The sequence below is a fragment of the Tianweitania sp. genome (assembly GCF_032053605.1).
Lineage (GTDB): Bacteria > Pseudomonadota > Alphaproteobacteria > Rhizobiales > Rhizobiaceae > Tianweitania.
The window spans coordinates 1-16,678 of the sequence record NZ_DAMBUH010000016.1 but is presented as its reverse complement, the minus strand read 5'-3'; the positions used below and the strand labels follow the sequence as shown (position 1 = coordinate 16,678).

Sequence of the window (16,678 nt, the reverse complement as noted above, 5' to 3'; positions counted from 1 at the left end):
GCCGGCGAGCGGGCCGGATGCATCGAGCAGGTCGAGCGTGTCGGGGTGGAACTCGCCGAAGGTGCCGAGCACGGTCTTCGGGCCGAGCTTGATCGTGCCCGAGCGGCCCGGATGATACCAGGAGGGACCGCCGGCCTCGACCTGCAGCTTGTCGACCGGTGCGCCGCAGGCTTCGAGGGCCGCAAAAACGTCGGCCTTGGCGTCGAACACGCCGACCGACTTGGCAACACCCGACCAATGACGGCCGGCGCCTTCCAGCGTCCCGGTGCCACGGCGGATGCCCGCTGCGACGCGACGCTGCTTGTCCGGTGTATTGCCCTCATAGGTGCCGGACACTTCAAACAAGGCGACGTCGCCGATGCCGCGATCGGCATTGCGCTGGGCAGCCGCAATTAGGCCGGGCAGCAGCGAAGGGCGCATGTCGGACATATCGGCAGCAATCGGATTGGCGAGCTTCAGGCCGATGTCCCCACCGCCGAAGGCCTTGGCCTGCGCTTCCGGAATGAAGGACCAGGTGATCGCTTCCATCATGCCGCGCACGGCCAGCGCACGGCGGGCGTTGCGGGTGCGGATCTGCAACGTGGTGAGGATGCGGCCGTTGACGGCATCCAGGCTCGCCAGCGGCGTGGAGGCAATCTTGTCGACGCCCACCATGCGCATGACTTCTTCCACGAGGTCGGCCTTGCCATCCACATCCGGGCGCCAAGACGGCACGGTGACATCGACGACATAGCCGGCGCCATTGATGCCGAAGCCCAAGCGCTGGAGAATTTCCAGGCTCTGCTCGCCCGGCACATCGAGGCCGGTCAGCCGCTTCACTTCGGTGACCGGGAAGGTGATGAGCTTGGGCGTATAACCGGCATAACCGACGACACGGCTTTCTGTCGGCTGACCGCCGCAGAGATCTAGGACGAGTTCGGTGGCTCGCTCGAGGCCCGGAACCATATATTCAGGATCGACGCCGCGCTCGAAGCGGTAGCGCGCATCGGTGATGATGCCCAACGAACGTCCAGTGCGGGCAACGTTCAGCGGCTCCCACAGCGCGGACTCAATCAGCACGTCCGTGGTGTTTTCATCGCAGCCGGAATGCTCGCCGCCCATGACGCCGGCGATGGATTCAACGCCATTGTCATCCGCGATGACGCAGATCTCAGGGTTGAGCTTGTAGTCGCGCCCGTCGAGCGCCAGCAGCGTTTCGCCATCCCGCGCCCGGCGCACGGTGAGGTTGCCCTTCACCTTGGCGGCGTCGAAGACGTGCAGCGGACGACCCTGATCGAAGGTCAGGTAATTGGTGATGTCGACCAGCGCATTGATGGGGCGCAGGCCGATGCTGAGCAGACGCTGCTGCATCCACTTGGGCGACGGGTCATTCTTGACTCCGCGCACCAGCCGCAGCGCGAAGCCGGGGCAGAGCGAAGGCGTGCCGCCGAACTCCAGCCTGACATCGATCGGACACTCGCCGGAGGCTTCGAAGACGGGGACCGCTGGCACCTTAAGCGTGCCGAGGCCCGATGCCGCGAGGTCGCGCGCAATGCCGTAAACGCCGGTGGCGTCGGGATGGTTGGGCGTCAGGTTGATGTCGATGACGGGATCGTCGAGGTGGGCCCAGCTCGCATAAGACTGACCGACCGGCGCATCTTCCGGCAGCTCGATAATGCCGTTATGCTCGTCGGAGAGTTCCAACTCGCGCTCAGAGCACATCATGCCGCGGCTTTCGACACCGCGAATGTTGCCGACCGACAGGGTCACGTCGATGCCAGGCACATAGGTGCCGGGCGCGGCGAAAGCACCAACGAGGCCGGCGCGCGCATTGGGCGCACCGCAAACAACCTGGATCGGAGCGCCCTGTCCGACATCCACGGATAGGACCTGCAGCTTGTCGGCGTCGGGATGCCGCTCGGCGGTTAGAACCCGGGCAATGGTGAAGGGGCGCAGGCCAGCCTTGTCATCGACGGATTCGACTTCAAGACCGATTGCGGTCAGCCGCTCAACGATCTGTTCGAGCGAGGCGTCGGTTTCCAGATGGTCTTTCAGCCAGGATAAAGTGAGCTTCATTCAATCAATCCTCGTCCCGCATCTTCGCCCATTTCAGGCCGGCATCGCCGGAGCTGGCTCCGACCCAGGCGCGCGATTTCGGTGCGGCGTCCACCAGAAACTCGATCGCGTCAGCGCCATCGCCGGAGGCCTTACGGTAGCCGACGATCTTGCCCTGGCGATAAGAGGGCTGGGCCTTGGATACATGCAGAGCGAGATAAGCGCCCGCCGTCAGGCTCTGGTCGACATTGGCTTCCGGAACGGTCCATGATCCCGTCCAAAAGCGGCCGTCGCCGAGATCGATGACGCCGTAATCCTTCTCGCCCACAAAGTGGTAGCCACTGACCACCATGTTGGTGCGCGACGGGCTCGTGCCTGCGCCAATGCGCGCTGTAGAGCGCGCGGGTGCGCGGGTCGTGCTGGTGCTTCTGCTGGCGCCGATCGCCGGCTTGCGCTCGGCAAGATCGAGATCGCACATCGCGATCAGATCGTCGGCACGCAGACGCACGGCATTCTCACGAATGATCTCGACCTTCTTCTTGTCGAGCGCCGCCAGGCTTTCTGGCGTGAATTTGTGTTTAACCGGATTAGCCAAGATAATTCCTTAAGAGCTCAAGCCGCCGAACAAGGTCGGCATGTCGAGCGGGCGGAAGCCGTAGTGCTGGAGCCAGCGAACATCGGCGTCGAAGAAAGCGCGCAGGTCGGGCATGCCGTATTTCAGCATGGCGATGCGATCGATGCCCATGCCCCAGGCAAAGCCCTGATATTCGTCGGGATCGAGACCGCCGGCGCGCAGGACGTTGGGGTGCACCATGCCGCAACCGAGGATCTCCATCCAGTCATTGCCCTCGCCAAAGCGCACTTCGCCCGGGCGCGAGCGGTCGCACTGAATGTCGACTTCCATCGACGGCTCGGTGAAGGGGAAGAAGCTCGGGCGGAAGCGCATGGTGACAGACGGCACTTCGAAGAACGCCTTGCAGAACTCTTCCAGCACCCATTTCAGGTTGCCGATATTGGCGGATTTGTCGACCACCAGACCTTCGACCTGATGGAACATCGGCGAATGGGTGGCGTCGGAATCCTGGCGATAGGTCTTGCCGGGAATGACGATGCGGATCGGCGGCTTCTGCATTTCCATCGTGCGGATCTGCACAGGCGAGGTGTGAGTGCGCAGCAGCTTGCGCTCGCCGTTCTCATCCGGCTGGAAGAAGAAGGTGTCGTGCATTTCGCGCGCCGGATGACCTTCGGGGAAGTTCAGCGCCGTGAAGTTGTAGTAGTCGCTTTCGACATCCGGCCCTTCGGCGATCGAAAAGCCGAGATCGCCGAAAATCGCGGCAATCTCGTCGATGACCTGGCTGATCGGATGGATGCGGCCGCGTTCGGCCGGCGATGAGCGCACCGGCAGCGTCACGTCGAGCTTTTCCGACGCGAGGCGGGCAGCGACCGCAACCTGCCGAAGCTCGGTCTTGCGGGCGGCGAGGGATTCGGTGACCCGGTTCTTCAAGCCGTTGATGGCCGGTCCCTGAACCTGACGCTCTTCGGCCGACATGCCGCCCAGCGTCTTCAGCTTCTCGGAAATGGAGCCCTTTTTGCCAAGCGCTGCGACACGCACGGCTTCGAGCGACGCCTCGTCGCCAGCGGCATGAATGTCGGCCATCACGCCGGTTTCAAGGGTGGCCAGATCGGTGTTGGTGACGTCCACAGCGGTTTCTCGCTTTTTGCATAAGAAAAACCCGCGCTAGCCCTGCCAGCGCGGGTTTCCCAAATCAGAATAGAACGTGCTTGGGAAGCGCTAGCAGTTAAGCAACAGCGCGTTCAAAAGCACCCGGCGTGGTGTCCTTGAGGTATTCCAGCGCAACCTTGGCCTTCTCGACCAAAGCAGCGAAGGCCACCGGCTCATGGATCGCCATGTCCGACAGGATCTTGCGATCGATCTCGATGCCAGCCTTGTTCAGACCGTCGATGAAACGACCATAGGTCAGGCCATGCTCGCGGGTGGCGGCGTTGATGCGCTGAACCCACAGAGCGCGGAAGTTGCGCTTGCGATTCTTGCGATCGCGGTAAGCATATTGCAGCGACTTTTCGACTGCCTGCTTGGCGATGCGGATGGTGTTCTTGCGACGGCCATAGAAGCCCTTGGCGGCGTCCAGAACCTTCTTGTGCTTGGCGTGGGACGTTACGCCCCGTTTGACACGTGCCATGTCATGATCTCCTTAAAACGCGATCCAGTGAACGACTTAGAGGCCGTTCGGGAGGAAATTCGTGATGACCTTCTTGGCGTCCGGTTCAGCAAGAACCATCGTGCCGCGCGCATCGCGAATGAACTTGTTGGAGCGCTTGATCATGCCGTGGCGCTTGCCAGCAGCAGCTGCCAGCACCTTGCCGGTGCCGGTGATCTTGAACCGCTTCTTTGCAGCGGACTTGGTCTTCATCTTGGGCATTTTGCTCTTGCTCCATTCTTATGGCGCCGATCGGCACCTTTATCGGTTCGAGCCTTGGTTGAAGACCGGGGGCTCAAACAGCATTGAGAGCCGCCACGGCATGCCCTGCCGGACGGCTCCTTTAACGGGGCGCTCTTTAACAGCGAAAACGGCCCCGATCAAGGGGCCGCACCGCTTTGAGCGCACCGAATTCTCAGGCGGAACTGGCGCGCTTTAACGCGGCGCCAGCACCATCATCATCTGACGGCCTTCGAGCTTCGGCTCGGCCTCGACCTTGGCGATGGTCTCGGTTTCCGCCTTGACGCGGTTCAGGAGGGCCATGCCGAGTTCCATATGCGCCATTTCGCGGCCGCGGAAGCGTAGGGTCAGCTTGACCTTGTCGCCTTCCTCGAAGAAGCGGTGAACGGCGCGCATCTTCACGTCATAATCATGCGTGTCGATGTTGGGACGCATCTTGATCTCCTTGATCTCGATGGTCTTCTGATTCTTGCGCGCTTCGGCGGCCTTCTTCTGGCTGGCATATTTCAGCTTGCCGAGATCGAGGATCTTGCAGACCGGCGGCTCGGCATTGGGGGAAATTTCCACGAGATCAAGCCCAGCCTGCTCGGCGATCTCAAGCGCTTCCTGAATAGAGACGTTGCCGCGATTGGCGCCCGTGTCGTCGATCAGCTGGACACGCGGAACCCGGATATCCCGGTTGGACCGTGGGCCGTCCTTGGTTGCCGGCGCGGCTTTGAATGGTCTGCGAATGGTCGTACTCTCCTGGCTATTGAACGGACAGATGGATATCGGCTTGCCGCCATACCAGACACGCGGCACAAGACGATGCGGGGGAATGTCGTTCACCCGCACGATGTGTCAATAGCATGCCGCAGCGTGAAAATCACCTGTTGCGATCAGAAACCTGTTTTTCAGCCTTCCAGCCGAACAAGCAGTTTAATGAAGGATGGATGGATGGAGCTGGCAGGCACGGGTGAAATCGCGGGCATGCTCGATGTCGGCGATGTAAGCATCGCCTATCGTCATGCCAAGGGTTCCACCCCCGGCCTGATGTGGCTGGGCGGTTATCGTTCAGATATGACCGGCACGAAAGCTGAGGTGCTGGCGGCTCATGCGGCCGAACAGGCGCTGCAGTTTACCCGCCACGATTATTCCGGCCACGGCGTGTCCGGTGGAGAGTTTCGCGACGGCACGATCTCGCTCTGGCTCGAGCAATCGCTGGCCGTGCTGGACAAGGTCACCGAAGGGCCGCAGATCCTGGTCGGCTCTTCCATGGGCGGCTGGATCGCGCTGCGCATGGTGCAGGAGCTGAACAAGCGCGGCGACAAAGGCCGGATTGCCGGCCTGCTGCTGATTGCGCCAGCACCGGATTTCACGACCGAGCTGATGCAGCCGCTTTTGACCAAGAAGCAGAAGCTTGAGATCGAGACCCAGGGCTATCTGGAAGAGCCGTCGCAATATTCGGAGGAGCCCAACATCTACACGCGGGCGCTGTTCGCCGATGGTGAGCAGAACCGCGTGCTGACCGGGCTGATCGATACGCATTGCCCTGTGACGATCCTGCAAGGCATGGCCGACCCAGATGTGCCGCACAGCCATGCGCTGAAGCTCGTCGAGCATATGCCGGCCGACAATGTCACGCTGTCGCTGATCCCCGATGGCGATCACCGCCTGTCGCGGCCGCAGGATCTCGATCTCATCACCCGCAGCGTTGCCAGCCTGGTTGAACAGGTTCGGTAGAGAAAACAGCATGCGCCTGTCCATTCCCGTTTCCGGTTTCGTCGCAGCGATCGTCGGGTTCGGCGGAACGCTGGCGCTGGTGATAGCGGCGGCACAGGCCGTTGGCGCGAACCAGGCGCAGACGGCGAGCGCCGTGACCGCGCTCTGTCTTGCGATGGCGCTTGAAACGGCGGTTCTGTCCTGGCGCTTCCGCATGCCGATCGTGACGGCATGGTCGACACCGGGTGCGGCCTTGATTGCGGCCAGCACCGGCTTTTCCGTCAACGAGGCGGTCGGCGCCTTTCTGCTGACGGCGCTGCTTCTGATCGCGACCGGTCTGTTCAAGCCGCTGACGCGGTTGATCGCGCGCATCCCGGCTTCCATCGCGTCCGCCATGCTGGCGGGCATCGTGGTTGGTTTGGTGACGCGCGCTTTTTCGGCCATCCCCACCGATCCCGTCCTTATTCTCGGCCTGATCGCCGTGTTCTTCCTGGTGCGCTTGTGGAACCCGGCGATGTCGGTGCTGGCGATCCTGGTTGGCGGCAGTCTGCTCGCCTTTTTCACCGGACGGGTCGGGGTTCTGCCCACGCCTGAACTCTCGACCCTGACGCTGATTACGCCGGCCTTTTCGTGGCAGGCGGCGATCGGCATCTCGCTGCCGCTTTATCTCGTGACCATGGCCTCGCAGAACCTGTCTGGCGTCGCGGTGTTGCGGGCCGCCGGCTATGAGCCGCCCGCCGGTCCGGCCATTGCTGCCACTGGTCTGATGTCGTTGCTGACGGCTCCCTTCGGGGCTTTAACGACCTGCCTTGCCGCGATTTCGGCTGCGATCTGCACCGGCGCGGATGTGCATCCCGATCCTGCCGAGCGCTGGAAGACCGGTTTGTTCTACGCGCTGTCTTATCTGGTCTTCGCGATCTTCGGCGCGTCGCTGGTGGCACTGTTTGCGGTATTGCCGACAAGCTTCATTGCGCTCGTCGCGGGCTTGGCGCTGCTCGCTTCCCTAGCCAACGCCCTGACCATCGCCATGCGCGAGGAAGGACACCGCACCGCCGCCATCACCGCCTTTGCCGTGACCGCTTCCGGGCTTGTTCTGGGCGGCATTGGGGCGGCGTTCTGGGGGCTCCTTGCCGGGCTGGTCGTTCACGGGCTCGAAACATGGAAAACTTCGAGGAATATCTGATAGTTATCCGGTTTTCAACAAAGCTGTCTTGAATCGCCTGAAATGGTCTCCCATCTCAAATTCAAGCAGCCGATGTCGGTTGCCTCCTAACTGAAGGAACGCAAGCACATGCACACGACTGCACTGATCCGACCGGCCTGGACGCCGGCGACCATTGCGCTCATGGTAGTCGGCTTCGTGGTCTTTTGGCCTCTCGGCCTGGCCATGCTGGCCTACATCCTGTGGGGCGACCGGCTTGACGGTTTCAAGCGCACGATGAATGGCGAAGGCTGGTTCAAGAATTGCTCGGCCAAGCGGTCGCGTCATTTCGGCGGCGGCTTCAACTCCACCGGCAACGTGGCTTTCGACGATTGGCGTTCGGCTGAGCTGACGCGCCTCGAAGAAGAGCGTCGCAAGCTGGACGAAGCACGCGACGAGTTCGACGCTTATGTCCGCGAGTTGCGCCGCGCCAAGGACCAGGACGAGTTCGACCGTTTCATGAACAGCCGCAAGAGCCGTCCGGCTTCGAGCGAAGGTTCGACGGAGATCCGCGATCCGGGCGTCTGATCCCGCCCCGATCAATCAAACCATGGAACGGCGCCTTTCTAGGCGCCGTTTTTTTGTAGGCGGCACCTTCTTGGCATGCCGCGAATCGCGTTAGCTCATCCGCATGGGTCTTCTTTCCGCTTTCTCCCGTCCACGCAAACCGGCCGTCGCGCCGCCGGTCGACCGTGCGCTGACGGTGGCGGGACGCACTCTGCCGCTCAAGATCGTGCAGAACCAGCGCTCGACGAGGCTGACGCTGCGCATCGATGTCGGCGGACGCGGGCTTCGGGTCACCACGCCGCCCGGCATCTCCCCGCGTGACGTCGACCGCTTCATCGAACGCCACACCGACTGGCTGGAAACGCGGCTGGCAAAGTATCCCGACAGGCCGGCGGTCAGGGCTGGCGTCCGCATTCCCATCCGCGGCGTGCCGCATCTCATCCTGCACGAGGCCGGCAAGCGCGGCTCTGTTTCGATCGGTGAAGTCGATGGCAGCCCGGTTCTGCATGTACACGGCGATGAGCAGCATCTGCCGCGTCGGATCAGCGACTTCCTGAAGCGCGAGGCCAAGCGCGATATCGAGACGCTTGTGGCCAAGCATACGGCAACCGTGGGTCGCAAGGCGAAGTCGATCCGCTTCAAGGATACGACGAGCCGCTGGGGCTCCTGCACGGCGCAAGGCGGCCTGTCATTTTCCTGGCGCATCATGATGGCGCCGCCCGCCGTGATCGACTACCTCGTGGCGCATGAGGTCGCGCATCTCAAGGAAATGAACCACGGGCCGCATTTCTGGACGCTGTGCAAAGAGCTTTGCCCGGACACCGAGCGCTGCAAGGCCTGGCTGAAGAAGAATGGCGGCGCTTTGCAGGCGATTGCATTTGAATAGACGGGGTCTCGCCGCTATTTCCCTTTCCATGGACATCAAGATCTGCGGTCTTTCCACGCCCGAAACCGTCAATGCCGCGCTGGACGGCGGAGCGAGCCATATCGGCTTCATCTTCTTCCCGAAGAGCCCGCGCAATGTGTCTGCCGAGACGGCTGGTGCGTTGCGGCAGGCGGCGCGCGGACGGGCGCAGGCTGTTGTTGTCACGGTCAACGCGGATGATGACGCGCTGGACGGCATCGTATCAGCCGTCGAGCCGGATATGTTGCAGCTGCATGGCAGCGAAACACCGGAGCGCGTGTCAGCAGTGAAAGCGCGCTATGGTTTCCCGGTCATGAAGGCGCTGTCGATCTCGACGGCTGACGATCTCACCCGCGCACAGAGCTTTGCCGGCATTGCTGATCGCCTTCTGTTCGATGCCAAGCCGCCCAAGGGCGCGGAGCTTCCGGGCGGCAATGGCATCACGTTCGATTGGTCTCTGCTCCATGGCCTTGACGGTTCGCTGCCTTACATGCTTTCCGGAGGGCTCAACGCGTTGAATGTCGGCGACGCCTTGGCGCGCGTTCACCCGTCGGGACTAGACATCTCGTCGGGTGTGGAGAGCGCGCCGGGCATCAAGGATGTCGCGCTGATCGACGCTTTCTTTGCAGCCATCCGCAGCGCCCGTCAGCGCGCGGCCTGACCGCCCAGTGATATTGACCCACGCATCTAGGAGGACGGCATGAACAAGCCGATCGAGCCGAATTCCTTCCGCACCGGACCAGACGAACAGGGCATGTTCGGCATTTTCGGCGGCCGCTTCGTCGCCGAAACGCTGATGCCGCTGATCCTCGATTTGCAACAGCATTGGGACGAGGCTAAAACCGATCCAGCATTCCAGGCCGAACTGAAGTCGCTCTCGACCTTCTATGCCGGCAGGCCCTCGAAGCTGTATTTCGCCGAAGGTCTGACGCGGCACCTCGGCGGTGCCAAGATCTATCTGAAGCGCGAAGACCTGAACCACACCGGTTCGCATAAGATCAACAACTGCCTCGGCCAGATCCTGCTCGCCAAGCGCATGGGCAAGACGCGCATCATCGCCGAAACGGGTGCCGGCCAGCACGGCGTGGCTTCGGCCACCGTCTCGGCGCGCTTCAATCTGCCTTGTGTCGTTTACATGGGCGCCACCGATGTGGAGCGGCAGAAGCCGAACGTGTTCCGCATGAAGCTGCTCGGTGCGCAGGTCAATCCGGTGTCGGCCGGCCACGGCACGCTGAAGGACGCGATGAACGAGGCCCTGCGCGATTGGGTCACGAATGTTCATGACACCTATTACCTGATCGGCACCGCCGCCGGTCCGCATCCCTATCCAGAGATGGTGCGCGACTTCCAGGCCGTGATCGGCACGGAAGCTCGCGAACAGATCCAGGAACAGGAAGGCCGTTTGCCCGATGCGATCATCGCTGCCGTCGGGGGCGGTTCCAATGCGATCGGCCTTTTCCACCCCTTCCTCGATGATCGCGACGTGCGCATCATCGGCGTGGAAGCCGGCGGACGCGGTCTCGACGGCGTTGAGCACTGCGCCTCCATGAGCGCCGGCCAACCAGGCGTTCTGCACGGCAACCGCACCTATCTGCTGCAGGACAAGGACGGCCAGATCATCGAAGGCCATTCGATCTCGGCCGGCCTCGATTATCCCGGTGTCGGCCCCGAGCACAGCTTCCTGCGCGACACCAAGCGCGTCGAATATGTGCCGATCCTCGACGACGAGGCGCTGGAAGCCTTCCAGCTCACCACTCGCGTCGAAGGCATCATCCCGGCGCTGGAATCGGCTCACGCCATCGCCCAGGCCGTGAAGCTCGCGCCGACCATGGGCAAGGACCAGATCATCATCGTCAACCTGTCGGGCCGCGGCGACAAGGACGTGCATACGGTAGCCGGCATGATGGGCCTGGAGATCTGAGGCTTACATTGGCGCAGTTCTGTGGCCTGTGCTAGCCTGCCAAGCCTGTGTTGAAGGAGTGCGAAATGGGTGAAGTTCCGCTTTCATTGCACATTAAAGCCGAGACCAGTCGTCGCCTCGAAGAAGAAGCGCAGCGGCAGGATGTGTCCCCTGCACACATCGCCAAGCAGGCGCTCACCTGGTATCTCGAAAGCCGGAAGCATCAGCGCCAGCTCTCAAGCGAGCATGCGGCAGAAGCAAGCGCCGGCCTCTCCTAGATACTCCTGAACGGATAACCGCGTAGAATATTGCGTGTCTTCGATGGTCGCGCTAACCCAACTAGACTTGAGGCTGAAGGAGCCGACGAAACGTGATCACCGGCATCGACAAGTCTTTGCATCATGTCGATGACGGCACGCTGACACTGGACGTGTACCGCCCTCGCCAAGCTTGGTTTCAGGAGGTGATGTGGGTCGGCTCGATGTCCATAAAGGTCAACGCGATCTGCGCCGATGGCAAAGCGATCGACGATGGGGTTCTGAACAAGGCGAAAGCCCGTATTCTAGACGCCGAACCGGAGATAATGCGAACGCCGCAAGTGGGTGCGGGCTTCGCGATCCTGCATGAGGGTGAAGAAGGACGCTGGCTGCTGCTTCATTGGTGGCTTGGAGGCGGCATCTGTGCCCGAAAACTTTGGCGCGCCGACCTGGCTCCCGATGCGGAATTCGAAGATGCCTCGCCTCATCTGTTTGCCTGCGTCTGGGAATTGGCGCTTATCGATTTCGAGCGACGCGCTTGGACGGAAACAGCGATGTCGCACAAACCCGTTTCGGACTATATCGCGAGACGATTTTCCGGAGAGACTGTATGACGACCCGCATCGACGCCCGCTTCGCCAAGTTGAAGGACGAAGGCCGTCCCGCGCTTGTGACCTATTTCATGGGTGGTGATCCGGATTACGCGACATCGCTCAAGATCATGAAGGCGATGCCGAACGCCGGCACGGATGTGATCGAGCTCGGCATGCCGTTTTCCGATCCGATGGCCGATGGTCCCGCGATCCAGGCGGCCGGTTTGCGCTCGTTGAAGGGCGGCCAGACGCTCGCCAAGACCTTGCAGATGGTGCGCGACTTCCGGGTGGACGACAATGAAACACCCATCGTGATGATGGGCTATTACAACCCGATCTATATCTACGGCGTCGAGCGCTTTCTTGCAGAAGCCGGAGAAGCCGGCGTCGATGGGTTGATCGTGGTCGATCTGCCGCCGGAAATGGACGAGGAGCTTTGCGTTCCAGCCCTTCGCGCGGGCATCAACTTCATCCGCCTGGCGACACCCACCACCGACGAGAAGCGCCTGCCAAAGGTGCTCGAGAACACGTCCGGCTTCGTATATTACGTCTCGATGAACGGCATCACCGGCTCGGCGCTGGCTAACACCGGCGATGTGACGGAAGCGGTAAAGCGCATCAAGAGCCATACGGATTTGCCGGTTTGCGTCGGCTTCGGCGTCAAGACGGCCGAACAGGCGCGGGTGATCGGCGCTTCGGCCGATGGCGTCGTGGTCGGCACGGCGATCGTCAATGCGGTCGCCAATGTGCTTGGACCCGACGGCCAGATGACGGCCGATCCCGCGGATGCCGTTGCCACCCTGATCAGCGGCCTCGCACAAGGGGTGCGGCAGGCGCGCCTTGCCCATGCCGGCTGATCGCCCCATTTTGTTTGCTCATAAAACGGAGAGCCAGCCATGAACTGGATCACCAACTACGTTCGTCCGAAGATCAACTCCATGCTCGGCCGGCGCGACATGCCGGAAAACCTCTGGATCAAGGATCCGGATTCCGGCGAGATGATCTTCCACAAGGACCTGGAAGAAAATCAGTTCGTGGTGCCCTCTTCCGGCCACCACATGAAGATCAAGGGCAAGGAGCGGCTGCGCTTTTTGTTCGATGAAGGGCGCTACGACACATTGGAAAACCCGAAGGTCGCCGTGGATCCGCTGCGTTTCCGCGACGAGAAGCGCTACATCGACCGCCTCAAGGAAAACCGTGCCAAAACCGGCATGGAAGACACGATCATCAACGCCACCGGTGAGATCGACGGCCTGCCGATCGCCGTCACCGTTCAGGATTTCTCCTTCATGGGCGGGTCGCTGGGCATGGCGGCGGGCGACGCGATCATTCGCGGCTTCGAGAACGCGGTCGAGAAGAAGCTGCCCCTGGTTCTGTTTGCCGCGTCCGGCGGCGCACGCATGCAGGAAGGCATCCTGTCGCTGATGCAGCTGGCGCGCACCACGGTGGCGGTCGACCGGCTGAAGGAAGCAGGTCTGCCTTACATCGTCGTCCTGACCAACCCGACAACGGGCGGCGTGACCGCTTCCTATGCCATGCTGGGCGACATCCATATTGCCGAACCCGGCGCGCTGATCGGCTTTGCTGGGCCGCGCGTGATCGAGCAAACCATCCGCGAAAAGCTGCCGGAAGGCTTCCAGCGCGCCGAATACCTGATGGAACACGGCATGGTGGACATGGTGGTATCGCGCCTCGAACTGAAGGCGACGCTCGCCCGCCTGCTTCGGCTTCTCATGAAGCAGCCCCCCGGTACGCTGATCGGCCCTGAAGCTTTGCCGCCGGCGGCAAGCGACGAAGCGCCCGTTCCGGCGCACGCTTGACGCTCAAACCGGCTTCCGCATGAGCGCCGCCACACAGGAAAGCCAAGCTGCCCGCGCGATCGAGCAGCTGATGACGCTTCATCCCAAAGGATTCGACCTTTCCTTGGAGCGCATCACGCGCCTTCTTGAGCGGCTCGGCAATCCACAGGATCATATGCCGCCGGTGATCCATATCGCCGGCACTAATGGCAAGGGCTCCTGCGCGGCCTTTTCGCGCGCGCTTCTGGAAGCGGATGGGCGGATCGTCCACGTCCACACCTCGCCGCATCTCGTGAACTGGCATGAGCGCTACCGCCTGGGCGCGCCCGGTTGCGGCAGGCTGGTCGATGACGATGTGCTGACCGACGCGATCAACCGCGTTGCGGACGCCAACAATGGCGAAACGATCACCGTCTTCGAGATCCTGACGGCGGTGATGTTCGTGCTGTTTTCCGAGCATCCCGCCGACGTCGCAATCGTCGAAGTGGGATTGGGCGGGCGGTTCGACGCCACCAACGTGATCAAGCGCCCTGCGACCAGCGTGATCATGCCGGTGTCGCTCGACCATGAAGCCTATCTCGGTGACCGGGCCGAGCTGATCGCGGCGGAAAAGGCCGGCATCATCAAGCGGGGCGCACCGGTGGTGATCGGCGCGCAGGAAAGCGAAGCCGCGCGTGAGGTGCTGGAATCGACCGCCGAACGACTTGGCGCACCGGCCGTCATCTATGGTCAGGACTTCTTCGCCTTCGAGGAAAACGGCCGGATGATCTACCAGGACGACACCGGCCTGATGGACCTGACGCGACCGAAACTGCCGGGCCGTCACCAGTTCGCCAATGCCGCCGCAGCCATCGCCGCCGTGCGCGCGGCTGGCTTCAACGTCACGCCTGATATTGCGGACCGTGCGCTGGAGGCTGTTTCGTGGCCCGGTCGCATGCAGAAGCTGACATCGGGCAGGCTGGTGGAGCTCGCGCCGAACGGGGCCGAGATTTGGCTCGACGGCGGGCATAATCCCGGCGCCGGCGCGGTGATCGCCGAAGCGCTCGCCGATCAGGAAGACCGCAACCCGCGGCCGCTGTTTCTGATTGCCGGCATGATCAACACCAAGGATCAGACCAACTATTTCCGAGCGTTCAAGGGTATGGTGCGCCACGTCTTTACCGTGCCCGTCGCATCGAGCGAGGCCGGTGTGCCGAATGACGAGTTGGCAGTGCGCGCAGAAGAAGCCGGCCTGTCCGCCGAGCCGATCGCATCGGTGGGCAACGCGCTCAGCCTGTTGCGCGAAACCTGGGACGACACGGAAGTGGCGCCGCGCATCCTGATCGGCGGATCGCTTTACCTTGCCGGACAAGTGCTGGCGGACAACGGTACGCCGCCAGCCTGAACCCTCTTCAGGCTGCTAGGCTCTACGAACGGTTGCCGTTTCGGACTCAGGCGAAACACCCACCACCTTCTGGCGATGAAAGATAAACAGGCCGGCCACGATGATGACGGACGAGCCGATCAAAATCTGACTGTAGGGCACATCACCGAAGAAGATCCAACCCATGACGATCGCCCAAAGCAGCAATGTATATTGCAGCGGGGCGAGAACGGACGCTGAAGCGAGCTTGAGCGAGCGCGTCATCATCATATGGGCAATGCAGGAAACAACGCCGAGCATCAGCAACGCGTAGAGGTTCGGCAGATCGGGCATTTTCCACGTACCAATCGACAAAACGGCGCCGATCAACAACGAGCCTATGAACTGCCAGGTGACGAGTACGCTGTCGGACGTACTTCTAAGAAGCCGGCTAAGAATCAAGGTCAAGGCGAGCGACAGGCTGCCGATCAGGGCGAAGAGTGACGGCCAGGTCAGCGACGCGCTCGAAGGGCGGAGCACGATAATCACGCCAATGAAGCCCACAAAGATCGCGCACCAGCGCCGCCATCCAACCCGTTCGCCGAGCATAAAATGCGACAGCGCGGCGACATAGATTGGCCCGGCCATGTAGAAGGTCATGACGTCGGCCAGCGGCAGATAAGCGACCGCGGCGTAGAAGAACCCGGTGTCGGCCGCAGCGAAAATAACGCGCAGGACCTGGAGCATCGGCCGCTCGGGATGAAGCAGCGCAGACATGCCGCCGCGACGCGTCATCAGGGGCCCGAGAACAATGAAGGCGCCGATCGAACGCACCAGCAGGATCTGGCCGACGGAAAAGCTCGCCACCAGCCATTTGCCCATGGCATCGTTGAGAGAGAACATGAACAGGCCGACCAGCATGATGATCACGCCGGCTGCTGCCGTGTTCGACGAAATCAGGCGCCTGCTCAACCCGCTCATGGTCGTTTCCTCATGAAAAAAGCCCGGCTTGTTTGCCGGGCTTTTCGCATAAACTGCTTGGAACTGTCAGACGTTGCCGTTGATCCAGGACGACAATGCCGTCTTGGGCGCAGCGCCGACCTTCATGTCGGCCACTTCGCCGGCCTTGAACATCATCAGCGTCGGGATCGAACGGACGCCGAACTGGGCGGCCAGTTCCGGATTCTCGTCGATGTTGAGCTTGGCGATCTTCACCTTGCCGCCGAGTTCCTGCGATATCTCTTCCAGCGCGGGTGCAATCATCTTGCACGGGCCGCACCATTCCGCCCAGAAGTCGACCACGACCGGCTCGTTGGACTGGAGCACGTCGGCATCGAAATTGTTCTTGTCGACCTTGACGGTAGCCATTGCGAAAGTCCTTCAGATGTTGATGGGCCCGCTTTGGGGAGGATGCAGCGAGCCGTCCTGGCGTGATGTGGGCCTTCAGGTTAACGGCGTCAAGCGTGTTGCGTTGATGCTCTGTTCAATCCCGCCAATGCTGCGTCCAGCCGTTCGGATGGCAACGCGATCAAACGCGGCGCTTCGGTGAAAAGCAGTGCTGCTTCGATGCGGCGTCCTGGATAAAGATCGGCCAACAGAGCGCGGTAAAGCGCAAGCTGGAGCACATAGGTGTCGGGAACGGCATCGAGATCGGCCGGCGGCGGGCGGTTGGTCTTGTAGTCGAGGATCAGCACGCCCTCGTCGGTCACGGCCAGCCGGTCGATCGTGCCGGCAATGGCACGCGGCGTGCCGCCAAGGTCCAGTGTGCCCATGACCGAGACTTCCGCACGCGAACCCGGCGCAAACAGGGAGCCGAAGCGCTCGTCGTCCAGAACGGCGAAGACGGAGCGCAGTGCAGCATCGCGCTCCTGTGGCTGCCATCCTGCACCGATACGGTTCAGGTAGCGCTCGGCCGCCGCGGGACGTTCAGCCGGTTGCATGTCCGGCAGGATCTGAAGCAGGCGATGAATGGCGTTGCCGC

The 16,678-nt window shown here is 62.1% G+C and carries 20 protein-coding genes; 11 read left to right on the top strand and 9 right to left on the bottom strand.

All coding sequences use genetic code 11. The features are described 5' to 3' along the window. From pheT to infC, 6 genes are all read right to left on the bottom strand, one after another. Window positions 1-2,055: phenylalanine--tRNA ligase subunit beta (gene pheT / locus RTX98_RS06005; RefSeq protein ID WP_312795277.1), on the bottom strand; the 2,055-nt coding region annotated here is incomplete at its 3' end. 4 nt (window positions 2,056-2,059) lie between these two features. After that, on the bottom strand, window positions 2,060-2,629 hold the full coding sequence (locus tag RTX98_RS06000; protein ID WP_312795275.1) for a hypothetical protein: 570 nt from the start codon (window positions 2,627-2,629) through the stop codon (window positions 2,060-2,062). A 9-nt stretch (window positions 2,630-2,638) separates the two neighbouring features. Then, complete coding sequence (gene pheS, locus RTX98_RS05995; RefSeq protein WP_312795348.1) at window positions 2,639-3,691, bottom strand: phenylalanine--tRNA ligase subunit alpha; 1,053 nt, start codon at window positions 3,689-3,691, stop codon at window positions 2,639-2,641. A gap of 142 nt (window positions 3,692-3,833) precedes the next feature. After that, entirely contained in the window at window positions 3,834-4,235 is a 402-nt protein-coding gene (gene rplT, locus RTX98_RS05990; RefSeq protein ID WP_189504466.1) for a 50S ribosomal protein L20, read from the bottom strand. Between the two features lie 36 nt (window positions 4,236-4,271). Further along, window positions 4,272-4,475 (bottom strand): 50S ribosomal protein L35, encoded by a 204-nt coding sequence (gene rpmI / locus RTX98_RS05985; RefSeq protein ID WP_189504468.1) that lies wholly within the window; start codon window positions 4,473-4,475, stop codon window positions 4,272-4,274. Between the two features lie 213 nt (window positions 4,476-4,688). Further along, on the bottom strand, window positions 4,689-5,225 hold the full coding sequence (infC, locus tag RTX98_RS05980; protein ID WP_189505934.1) for a translation initiation factor IF-3: 537 nt from the start codon (window positions 5,223-5,225) through the stop codon (window positions 4,689-4,691). 204 nt (window positions 5,226-5,429) lie between these two features. On the opposite strand from infC, the gene RTX98_RS05975 reads away from it, so the two are divergent. The 11 genes from RTX98_RS05975 to RTX98_RS05925 all read left to right on the top strand — a co-directional run bounded on the left by RTX98_RS05975 (window position 5,430) and on the right by RTX98_RS05925 (window position 14,739). Next, window positions 5,430-6,215 (top strand): alpha/beta hydrolase, encoded by a 786-nt coding sequence (locus RTX98_RS05975; RefSeq protein ID WP_312795269.1) that lies wholly within the window; start codon window positions 5,430-5,432, stop codon window positions 6,213-6,215. A gap of 10 nt (window positions 6,216-6,225) precedes the next feature. Beyond that, window positions 6,226-7,377 carry a benzoate/H(+) symporter BenE family transporter gene (locus RTX98_RS05970; protein WP_312795267.1) on the top strand — a complete coding sequence of 384 codons (1,152 nt, stop codon included), beginning with the start codon at window positions 6,226-6,228 and terminating at the stop codon, window positions 7,375-7,377. 108 nt (window positions 7,378-7,485) lie between these two features. After that, on the top strand, window positions 7,486-7,923 hold the full coding sequence (locus tag RTX98_RS05965) for a DUF2852 domain-containing protein (RefSeq protein ID WP_312795265.1): 438 nt from the start codon (window positions 7,486-7,488) through the stop codon (window positions 7,921-7,923). Window positions 7,924-8,026: 103 nt separating this feature from the next. Beyond that, window positions 8,027-8,788, top strand: coding sequence for a M48 family metallopeptidase (locus tag RTX98_RS05960; protein ID WP_312795264.1), 762 nt, complete (start codon window positions 8,027-8,029; stop codon window positions 8,786-8,788). Continuing rightward, window positions 8,754-9,467 (top strand): phosphoribosylanthranilate isomerase, encoded by a 714-nt coding sequence (locus RTX98_RS05955; RefSeq protein WP_416223070.1) that lies wholly within the window; start codon window positions 8,754-8,756, stop codon window positions 9,465-9,467. The genes RTX98_RS05960 and RTX98_RS05955 overlap by 35 nt, the downstream gene beginning before the upstream one ends. Window positions 9,468-9,506: 39 nt before the next feature. Next, on the top strand, window positions 9,507-10,727 hold the full coding sequence (gene trpB, locus RTX98_RS05950) for a tryptophan synthase subunit beta (RefSeq protein WP_312795262.1): 1,221 nt from the start codon (window positions 9,507-9,509) through the stop codon (window positions 10,725-10,727). Window positions 10,728-10,792: 65 nt separating this feature from the next. Further along, on the top strand, window positions 10,793-10,984 hold the full coding sequence (locus RTX98_RS05945; protein WP_312795261.1) for a hypothetical protein: 192 nt from the start codon (window positions 10,793-10,795) through the stop codon (window positions 10,982-10,984). Between the two features lie 92 nt (window positions 10,985-11,076). Beyond that, a complete protein-coding gene (locus RTX98_RS05940; protein WP_416223069.1) occupies window positions 11,077-11,577 on the top strand; it encodes a hypothetical protein in 501 nt (166 codons plus the stop codon). Continuing rightward, window positions 11,574-12,413 carry a tryptophan synthase subunit alpha gene (gene trpA, locus RTX98_RS05935; protein WP_312795260.1) on the top strand — a complete coding sequence of 280 codons (840 nt, stop codon included), beginning with the start codon at window positions 11,574-11,576 and terminating at the stop codon, window positions 12,411-12,413. The genes RTX98_RS05940 and trpA overlap by 4 nt, the downstream gene beginning before the upstream one ends. A gap of 39 nt (window positions 12,414-12,452) precedes the next feature. Continuing rightward, window positions 12,453-13,376 carry an acetyl-CoA carboxylase, carboxyltransferase subunit beta gene (accD, locus tag RTX98_RS05930; RefSeq protein WP_312795259.1) on the top strand — a complete coding sequence of 308 codons (924 nt, stop codon included), beginning with the start codon at window positions 12,453-12,455 and terminating at the stop codon, window positions 13,374-13,376. 19 nt (window positions 13,377-13,395) lie between these two features. Beyond that, on the top strand, window positions 13,396-14,739 hold the full coding sequence (locus RTX98_RS05925; RefSeq protein WP_312795258.1) for a folylpolyglutamate synthase/dihydrofolate synthase family protein: 1,344 nt from the start codon (window positions 13,396-13,398) through the stop codon (window positions 14,737-14,739). 15 nt (window positions 14,740-14,754) lie between these two features. On the opposite strand, the gene RTX98_RS05920 is transcribed toward RTX98_RS05925, so the two are convergent. The 3 genes from RTX98_RS05920 to RTX98_RS05910 all read right to left on the bottom strand — a co-directional run. Then, window positions 14,755-15,678 (bottom strand): DMT family transporter, encoded by a 924-nt coding sequence (locus tag RTX98_RS05920; RefSeq protein WP_312795257.1) that lies wholly within the window; start codon window positions 15,676-15,678, stop codon window positions 14,755-14,757. A gap of 66 nt (window positions 15,679-15,744) precedes the next feature. Beyond that, the gene (gene trxA / locus RTX98_RS05915; protein ID WP_312795256.1) at window positions 15,745-16,065 is read right to left on the bottom strand and encodes a thioredoxin; all 321 of its coding nucleotides are present in this window, start codon (window positions 16,063-16,065) and stop codon (window positions 15,745-15,747) included. 89 nt (window positions 16,066-16,154) lie between these two features. After that, the coding region (locus RTX98_RS05910) for a PD-(D/E)XK nuclease family protein (RefSeq protein ID WP_312795255.1) at window positions 16,155-16,678 on the bottom strand (524 nt) is incomplete at its 5' end.

Excerpts from the sequence above, each read along its gene's own strand:
- accD (WP_312795259.1), top strand. The coding sequence starts at position 12,453 with ATGAACTGGATCACCAACTACGTTCGTCCGAAGATCAACTCCATGCTC.
- trpA (WP_312795260.1), top strand. The coding sequence starts at position 11,574 with ATGACGACCCGCATCGACGCCCGCTTCGCCAAGTTGAAGGACGAAGGC.
- RTX98_RS05955 (WP_416223070.1), top strand. The coding sequence starts at position 8,754 with ATGGCGGCGCTTTGCAGGCGATTGCATTTGAATAGACGGGGTCTCGCC.
- pheS (WP_312795348.1), bottom strand. The coding sequence starts at position 3,691 with ATGGCCGACATTCATGCCGCTGGCGACGAGGCGTCGCTCGAAGCCGTG.
- RTX98_RS05945 (WP_312795261.1), top strand. The coding sequence starts at position 10,793 with ATGGGTGAAGTTCCGCTTTCATTGCACATTAAAGCCGAGACCAGTCGT.
- RTX98_RS05925 (WP_312795258.1), top strand. The coding sequence starts at position 13,396 with ATGAGCGCCGCCACACAGGAAAGCCAAGCTGCCCGCGCGATCGAGCAG.
- rpmI (WP_189504468.1), bottom strand. The coding sequence starts at position 4,475 with ATGCCCAAGATGAAGACCAAGTCCGCTGCAAAGAAGCGGTTCAAGATC.
- RTX98_RS05960 (WP_312795264.1), top strand. The coding sequence starts at position 8,027 with ATGGGTCTTCTTTCCGCTTTCTCCCGTCCACGCAAACCGGCCGTCGCG.
- RTX98_RS05965 (WP_312795265.1), top strand. The coding sequence starts at position 7,486 with ATGCACACGACTGCACTGATCCGACCGGCCTGGACGCCGGCGACCATT.
- trxA (WP_312795256.1), bottom strand. The coding sequence starts at position 16,065 with ATGGCTACCGTCAAGGTCGACAAGAACAATTTCGATGCCGACGTGCTC.
- trpB (WP_312795262.1), top strand. The coding sequence starts at position 9,507 with ATGAACAAGCCGATCGAGCCGAATTCCTTCCGCACCGGACCAGACGAA.
- RTX98_RS05970 (WP_312795267.1), top strand. The coding sequence starts at position 6,226 with ATGCGCCTGTCCATTCCCGTTTCCGGTTTCGTCGCAGCGATCGTCGGG.
- RTX98_RS05920 (WP_312795257.1), bottom strand. The coding sequence starts at position 15,678 with ATGAGCGGGTTGAGCAGGCGCCTGATTTCGTCGAACACGGCAGCAGCC.
- RTX98_RS05975 (WP_312795269.1), top strand. The coding sequence starts at position 5,430 with ATGGAGCTGGCAGGCACGGGTGAAATCGCGGGCATGCTCGATGTCGGC.
- rplT (WP_189504466.1), bottom strand. The coding sequence starts at position 4,235 with ATGGCACGTGTCAAACGGGGCGTAACGTCCCACGCCAAGCACAAGAAG.